The sequence below is a fragment of the Tateyamaria sp. genome, from assembly GCF_059783535.1.
In genome coordinates, this window is record NZ_JBYNDP010000018.1 from 37,479 (window position 1) to 44,782 (window position 7,304).

Genomic DNA, 7,304 nt, shown 5'->3' on the forward strand with positions numbered 1-7,304 from the left:
TTGAACGCTTGATAGTCAGGGCCGCTTAACACCCGATGAAGCGCTGTCGCTGATTGCCTAAACCTTTAATGGTCACCATTCCTTAAGGGTGCGCGTGCTCAAAAGCGGGCGCAATTATTGGAGACAGCCATGATTGATTGGGAACGAGTAAGCACTTTGCGTGCCGAAATCGGAGAAGAAGATTTCGAAGAAGTTGTACCGCTTTTTATTGAAGAGGTGACTGGCATCATTGACGGTCTGCGTGATGCACCGGATTTGTCCCGTCTCGAAGATGATCTGCACGCGCTCAAAGGCAGCGCTTTGAATCTCGGTTTCACCGACTTTTCGACACTCTGCCACAGGGGTGAGGCCATGTCGGCAAAAGGTAAAGCGTCCGAAGTGGATATCACCGCCATTCTGGACAGTTTCGATGCGTCCAAAGCTGCTTTCACTGATGGGCTTTCATCGGGTCAAGCGGCCTAGATCACGAACTGGGCCAGTGTCTCATCATTGGTGATATCAGTGTAGGTGAAGCCACCGGCATCAAGTTCAGCCAGGAAGCGATCGAAATTTTCAGGCCGTTTCGTTTCGATCCCGATGAGGACCGAACCGAAGTTACGCGCTGACTTTTTGAGATATTCAAACCGCGCGATATCGTCGTCCGGGCCGAGTATGTTCAGAAAATCTTTCAGCGCGCCCGGGCGCTGCGGCATGCGAAGAATAAAATACTTCTTCACACCAGAGTAACGCTGCGCTCGTTCCTTTACTTCCGGCAAGCGTTCAAAATCAAAGTTGCCACCAGAGGTCACACATACAACAGTTTTTCCCGCAATCTTGTGCGCGACATCGCCCAGCGCTTCGATAGCCAAGGCGCCCGCCGGCTCCAGAACAATCCCTTCGACATTCAGCATATCGATGATTGTGGTGCAGATACGATCCTCGGGAATATCGATCACGTCGCCGGGATCGGCCGACTTCAAACGCTCGAAAGTGCGGGTGCCGATGGTCGCAACGGCTGCCCCATCGACAAAGTTGTTGATGGGTGAGACATCCACCGGATTGCCCGCAGCGATCGCCTTGGCGAGCGAAGGTGCGCCAGACGGCTCAACAAAAGTGTAGGCAACGCGATCTTCAAAAAAACTGCGTGTTCCGGCCGACAATCCACCTCCACCAACGGGCAAGATGATGTGATCCGGCATGCGGCCCAACTGCTCTTCGATCTCGACAGCGACGGATGCTTGTCCTACGATCACGTCGTCATCATCGAAGGGCGACAGAAAATGTGCGCCAGCCTCTGCGCAAAACGCCTGAGCCGAGGCAAGAGTGTCATCGAAATAATCGCCGGTCAGGCGTACTTCGACATGATCACCGCCAAACATCTGAGTTTTCATAATTTTCTGCTGCGGTGTCGTGACAGGCATGAAGATGACGCCGTGCACCCCGAAATACTTGCACATGAATGCGACGCCCTGCGCATGATTGCCGGCGCTTGCACAGACAAAGACGGCGTCGCCCCGCATCACCTTGCGCATCGCATTGAAGGCGCCACGCAGCTTGTAAGACCGAACCGGGCTCAGATCCTCGCGCTTCAGCCAAACATCCGCCCCAAAGCGTCCAGACAGCACCTCGTTCCGCAACAGGGGCGTCGCCGGAAAAACCGCACGCATCGCGGCGGCACCGGCGCGTGCATCGTCCTGAAAGCTCATGTCTTGACCCCTTTGCCGCAATCTCACTGACGTAGCGGCGGGGACAGGACGGGTCAATCTTGCCCCTGTGCCGCAAAACAGCTATCGGCACGCAACTCTTGCAAGGGAAGACAGACGATGAGCGCACCCAAGAAAGTTGTGCTGGCCTATTCCGGCGGCCTTGATACTTCGATCATCCTGAAATGGTTGCAGACCGAATACGGCTGTGAAGTTGTGACCTTCACCGCCGATCTGGGTCAGGGCGAGGAACTGGAACCTGCCCGCGCCAAGGCCGAGATGATGGGTGCGTCGGCCATCTATATCGAGGATGTCCGAGAAGAGTTCGTGCGCGATTTCGTTTTCCCGATGTTCCGCGCCAACGCTCTGTACGAAGGATTGTACCTGTTGGGGACATCCATCGCGCGGCCCCTGATCTCTAAACGGCTGGTAGAAATTGCCGCTGCCGAAGGTGCCGACGCTGTAGCTCACGGCGCGACCGGCAAGGGCAATGACCAGGTTCGGTTCGAACTGGCTGCCTATGCCCTGAACCCCGACATCAAGGTGATCGCCCCGTGGCGTGAATGGGATCTGTCCAGCCGCACCAAGCTGATCGACTTTGCCGAAAAGAACCAGATCCCGATCGCCAAGGACAAGCGTGGCGAGGCGCCGTTCAGCGTGGACGCCAACCTGTTGCACACATCTTCCGAAGGCAAAGTGCTTGAGGATCCAGCCGAGAATGCGCCCGACTACGTCTATCAGCGCACCGTGAACCCCGAGGATGCGCCCGACACGCCCGAATACATCGAAGTGGGCTTCGAGAAGGGCGATGCAGTCTCTATCAACGGGGAAACGATGTCTCCGGCCACTGTGCTGACCAAGCTGAACGAGTTGGGTGGCAAGCACGGCATCGGTCGTCTGGACCTGGTTGAAGGCCGCTTCGTGGGCATGAAGTCGCGCGGAATTTACGAGACACCCGGCGGCACAATCCTGCTGGAAGCGCATCGCGGGATCGAACAGATCACATTGGATCGGGGTGCCGCGCACCTCAAGGATGAGCTGATGCCACGCTATGCCGAGTTGATCTATAACGGCTTCTGGTTCTCGCCCGAGCGTGAAATGCTGCAAGCCCTGATCGACAAGAGCCAGGAACATGTAACGGGCACCGTTCGCCTGAAGCTTTATAAAGGTCTGGCGCGTACCGTTGGCCGGTGGTCAGATCACTCGCTCTATTCAGAGGCGCACGTGACCTTCGAAGACGACGCAGGCGCATATGACCAGAAGGACGCTGCAGGCTTCATCCAACTGAACGCCTTGCGTCTGAAATTGCTGGCCGCACGCGAGCGTCGGCTCAAGTGATCTTGTGTGCGGCGAGCGCCTCGTAATGGGGCATCGCCGCGTTTACCAAATCAGCATAGGCACCGTCCAACACCGGCAAAGGCCCCTCCGGACCATCAAATCCGGTTGAGGCATGCACGGCATTGTACCAATGCGCGGCCCAAATGCCGTCTGCCGAGTGACCCCCGGCAGGCCAGGACAGCATGTTTTCGGTCCAGGGCAAACCGATCTTGTTACAAAGCTTCGGCAATATATCGCTTGGATTGGCGCGAATGTCGCTTGAATCCACAACCACTCCGCCGCCCACCTGATCAAAAATTCGGCTCTGTTGAACGAAACCCAAATCGTCAAGAATGGGTGCTTCGCGCTTACGCGCGTAACTGGCCACCACGCGCACCGGGTGGCGGATTAGAAAGACATGTTGAACGGCTGTCATCCACGCATCATCCCAATCAGGTAACATGTGATGAGTCATGTGCTTTTGGTAAAATACAGGCTCTAACACTGGCGAAATCAGCGTTTCTGCAACTTGATCGGGACAGCGGTCCTGCGACGCAAGCACCGCATCACGCATCGGGTGATCAACTTCGGTCTGATCCAGATATGCGGCATAAAATGGTTCATCCACCACTCGGCAATCACCGCGTGCGGCAAAGCTGTACATCATGGCGGTCGACAGGTTGCGTGGACCGGACCACATGGCAATGCGTATCGTCATTCCTCGAGGCTAGGTTGCTTTGACCGTTTGGTAAACAACCTCACGCTTGCGCGACCTCTCTGTCCTGTGAGTTGAGAGTATTAAGCAGTGAGGTAAGTCTATCACCAAAGAGGAGACATGCCATGACATCGCTTCGCACGTTCAAAACTGTATCTCTTGGCCTGATGATTGCGCTCGGGTTGCTTGCACAATCGAAAGGCGGCCACGCTCAGCAATTGGAAACGATCACCGTGGCTGGCGGCTGTTTCTGGTGCGTTGAGGCCGATTTTGAGAAGGTGAACGGTGTCACGGAAGCCGTATCAGGTTTTGCCGGTGGTTCAGTCGCCAACCCGACCTACAAACAGGTCGTCAAAGGTGGCACCGGCCACTACGAAGCCGTGCAAATCACCTATGACCCAGCCAAAGTATCTGTGGCGACGCTATACGATCTGTTCTTCCGCTCGGTTGATCCTACAGATGCGGGTGGGCAGTTCTGCGACCGCGGCGACACTTATCGGACCGCCATCTTTGCAACACCCGGCCAAACAGCAGCAGCTGAGGCCGCCAAGGCCGAAGCGCAGGCCGAGCTGGGCCAAACAATCGTAACGCCGATCTTGGGTTCAGCTGAATTCTACCCAGCAGATGGCTACCATCAGGACTACTACAAGCAGTCGGGGCTGATCCTCACGCGCTTCGGGCCAAAGTCCAAAGCGAACGCTTACAAAGCCTATCGCGAAGCGTGCGGCCGTGATGCGCGGGTCAAACAGCTGTGGGGTGACGCCGCCCCATTTGCAGGAAGCTAACTGAATTTTGCATCCTCGATCTCTTTCAGATCGGGGATGACATCGGCGGTGCCAAGACGGGTCACCATGAGTGCGCCCGCCCGCGTGGCAAGATCTAGTGCCTGACGCATGGGCATGCCACGATCCAAACCAGCCACCAGGTATCCCGTAAACGTGTCCCCGGCCCCTGTTGTGTCGATCGGGTTCACAGGAATGGCCGGAACGTGCGTTTCTTCACCTTCCGCATTCAGCCATCTGCACCCATCCGAGCCCAGAGTAACAACAATATCGTCCACGCCCAGCGCGGTAAGCGGTTTGTCCAGGTTCGCCTCCAGCTGCTCGGCTTCAACCTCGTTCAACACAAGCAGATCAACAAAGGCGAGGACCTGTTGCACGGCCGTCGCATCAAACGGCGCAGCGGCATATACCACCTTCAAGCCCAAACGCTTTGCCATCTCTGCCGCAACAAGCTGGCCGTTGGTTTCATTCTGGGTCAGGAACGTGTCACCAGGCGAAGCTTCGGCCAGCGCACCACCGATCATTTCGTCGGTAATCGCCTTGTTAGAGCCTGCAAACAGCACGATTTGGTTTTCGCCATCGTCAGCAACCGCAATATTTGCGTGCCCGGTTGAGGTATCGTTCAGCACTTCGATCCGACGCGTGTCCACACCGTATTCCAGCAAACGTTCAACCGTCCATCTGCCATCAGCTCCCACCGCCCCAATGTGGGCCACCCGCGCGGCAGCACGGGCGATGGCAACAGACATGTTGGCGCCCTTACCGCCCAAACCTTGGCTAAAATCGCTTGCGCCCAAGGTCTCTCCTGGTGCGGGTAGATGCGGCACGCGATAGACATTGTCGATGTTGATCGAGCCAAGGTTCCAGACTGCCATCAGCCCACCTTGCACGCAGCGAGAACTGCCATGTTCAAAATATCATTGGCCGTGGATACCGACGAACAAATCTGGATCGATCCACCCACCCCGGCCAGGATCGGCCCGATAACGGTCGCCCCGCCCATCTCTTGCATCAGCTTGACCGAAATGCTGGCCGAATGGCGCGCCGGAACAACAAGGATGTTGGCCGGTCCAGTCAAACGCGAGAATGGGTAAGCCGCTTGCGCCTGTGCATTCAGGGCGACATCAACGGTCATCTCGCCCTCGTATTCAAAATCCACACCGCGCTCATCCAGCACAACCGGTGCCTTGTGCATCTTTTCGGCCCGCTCCGACACGGGATACCCGAATGTCGAGAAGCTCACGAAAGCCACGCGTGGTTCCAGCCCCATGTTACGGGCAACCACGGCTGCTTGCTCTGCGATGTCAGCAAGATCCTCTTCATCCGGCCACTCATGCACCAGCGTGTCCGTGATGAATACGATGCGCCCTTTATGAATAAGCGCTGTAACACCTGCAGCCTTGCTTTTTTCGTCCACATCAAAAACGTGTCCGATCCGGTCCAGAATGTGCGCCGATTTGCGTGTCGCACCGGTCACGATGCCATCCCCATGCCCGTGCGCCAGCATGAGCGCTGCAAAAACATGACGGTCCCTTGCCGCGAGCCGGTGGATGTCCTGCCGGTCAAACCCACCGCGCTTCAGGCGGTCATAGAGATGAGACTTGTATGCATCGAGATGAGAGATGTTCGCTGCATTCACCACTTCCAGTTCGCGCACGGCGTCCCCAAGGCCCGCCTTCTCGAGCTTTTCTTTAACGTCATCCTGACGACCGACAACAAGCGCTTTGCCAAATCCATTGCGCTGATACATGACTGCAGCGCGCAACACCCTTGGATCGTCGCCTTCAGCAAAGATCATGCGCGCTTGGGCCGCACGCGCCCGAGCGTTGATGCCCGTCAGGATACTAGCCGTCGGATCCATGCGGGACTTCAGGCTAAGTTCATACGCGTCCATGTCGATGATCGGACGACGAGCTGCACCTGTATCCATCCCGGCTTTGGCGACGGCAGGTGGAATGCGGTGGATCAAACGCGGGTCAAAAGGGGTCGGGATGATGTAATCACGACCGAAGGACAACGATTTGCCATAGGCCAACGCGACTTCGTCCGGTACATCCTCGCGCGCCAGCGCAGCAAGCGCATGGGCACACGCAATCTTCATCTCGTCATTGATGGCGCGGGCGTTGATGTCCAAGGCACCGCGGAACAAGTACGGGAAGCCAAGCACGTTGTTGACCTGGTTCGGATAGTCACTGCGCCCGGTCGCAACGATCGCATCCATCCGCACTTCATGCGCCTCTTCGGGCGTGATTTCAGGATCGGGATTGGCCATGGCAAAGATGACCGGATTGTCCGCCATGCTTTCAACCATCGCCGGAGTCACCGCCCCTTTGACGGACACACCCAGAAATACGTCTGCGCCTTTCATGGCGCTCTCGAGCGTGCGCAGTTCAGTTTTTACTGCGTGGGCTGACTTCCACTGGTTCATCCCCTCGGTCCGGCCTTGGTAGATAACGCCCTTGGTGTCGCAAACGATGCAGTTCTCGTGCCGCGCACCCATGGATTTCAGCAGCTCAATGCAAGCAATCCCCGCAGCACCTGCCCCGTTCAGAACAATCTTCACATCCTCAATCTTCTTGCCCGAGATGTGCAGCGCATTGATCAACCCAGCCGCGCAAATCACCGCGGTTCCATGCTGATCGTCGTGGAAGACCGGGATATCCATCTCTTCCTTCAGACGCTGTTCGATGATGAAGCATTCGGGCGCCTTGATGTCTTCAAGGTTGATACCGCCGAAGGTCGGACCCATCAACTTGACCGCTTGGCAGAAGGCATCGGGGTCTTCGGTGTCCAATTCGATGTCGATGG

Annotated in this window: 7 protein-coding genes; 3 read left to right on the forward strand and 4 right to left on the reverse strand. The window is 56.8% G+C overall.

The genetic code is table 11. The features are described 5' to 3' along the window. Positions 1–129: 129 nt before the first annotated feature. Positions 130–462 carry an Hpt domain-containing protein gene (locus tag AC6RA8_RS05990; RefSeq protein ID WP_500351223.1) on the forward strand — a complete coding sequence of 111 codons (333 nt, stop codon included), beginning with the start codon at positions 130–132 and terminating at the stop codon, positions 460–462. Here AC6RA8_RS05990 and ilvA read toward each other — a convergent pair. Further along, positions 459–1,685, reverse strand: a complete 1,227-nt coding sequence (gene ilvA, locus AC6RA8_RS05995) for a threonine ammonia-lyase IlvA (RefSeq protein ID WP_500351225.1) — start codon at positions 1,683–1,685, stop codon at positions 459–461. The two genes, AC6RA8_RS05990 and ilvA, sit on opposite strands and share 4 nt — an antisense overlap. A gap of 117 nt (positions 1,686–1,802) precedes the next feature. Here ilvA and AC6RA8_RS06000 point away from each other — a divergent pair, with 117 nt between their 5' ends. After that, positions 1,803–3,020, forward strand: a complete 1,218-nt coding sequence (locus AC6RA8_RS06000) for an argininosuccinate synthase (protein WP_500351227.1) — start codon at positions 1,803–1,805, stop codon at positions 3,018–3,020. Here AC6RA8_RS06000 and AC6RA8_RS06005 read toward each other — a convergent pair. After that, positions 3,013–3,711, reverse strand: a complete 699-nt coding sequence (locus AC6RA8_RS06005; RefSeq protein ID WP_500351235.1) for a sulfotransferase-like domain-containing protein — start codon at positions 3,709–3,711, stop codon at positions 3,013–3,015. The two genes, AC6RA8_RS06000 and AC6RA8_RS06005, sit on opposite strands and share 8 nt — an antisense overlap. Positions 3,712–3,839: 128 nt before the next feature. Here AC6RA8_RS06005 and msrA point away from each other — a divergent pair, with 128 nt between their 5' ends. Continuing rightward, positions 3,840–4,499, forward strand: coding sequence for a peptide-methionine (S)-S-oxide reductase MsrA (gene msrA / locus AC6RA8_RS06010; protein ID WP_500351228.1), 660 nt, complete (start codon positions 3,840–3,842; stop codon positions 4,497–4,499). Here msrA and AC6RA8_RS06015 read toward each other — a convergent pair. Together AC6RA8_RS06015 and AC6RA8_RS06020 are read right to left on the reverse strand one after the other, a co-directional pair. Beyond that, positions 4,496–5,371 (reverse strand): ribokinase, encoded by an 876-nt coding sequence (locus AC6RA8_RS06015; protein WP_500351230.1) that lies wholly within the window; start codon positions 5,369–5,371, stop codon positions 4,496–4,498. The genes msrA and AC6RA8_RS06015 overlap by 4 nt on opposite strands. Next, positions 5,371–7,304 (reverse strand): NADP-dependent malic enzyme (locus AC6RA8_RS06020; RefSeq protein ID WP_500351232.1); only part of this gene is annotated, 1,934 nt, incomplete at its 5' end. The genes AC6RA8_RS06020 and AC6RA8_RS06015, both read right to left, overlap by 1 nt.

Excerpts from the sequence above, each read along its gene's own strand:
- AC6RA8_RS05990 (WP_500351223.1), top strand. The coding sequence starts at position 130 with ATGATTGATTGGGAACGAGTAAGCACTTTGCGTGCCGAAATCGGAGAA.
- ilvA (WP_500351225.1), bottom strand. The coding sequence starts at position 1,685 with ATGAGCTTTCAGGACGATGCACGCGCCGGTGCCGCCGCGATGCGTGCG.
- AC6RA8_RS06000 (WP_500351227.1), top strand. The coding sequence starts at position 1,803 with ATGAGCGCACCCAAGAAAGTTGTGCTGGCCTATTCCGGCGGCCTTGAT.
- msrA (WP_500351228.1), top strand. The coding sequence starts at position 3,840 with ATGACATCGCTTCGCACGTTCAAAACTGTATCTCTTGGCCTGATGATT.
- AC6RA8_RS06015 (WP_500351230.1), bottom strand. The coding sequence starts at position 5,371 with ATGGCAGTCTGGAACCTTGGCTCGATCAACATCGACAATGTCTATCGC.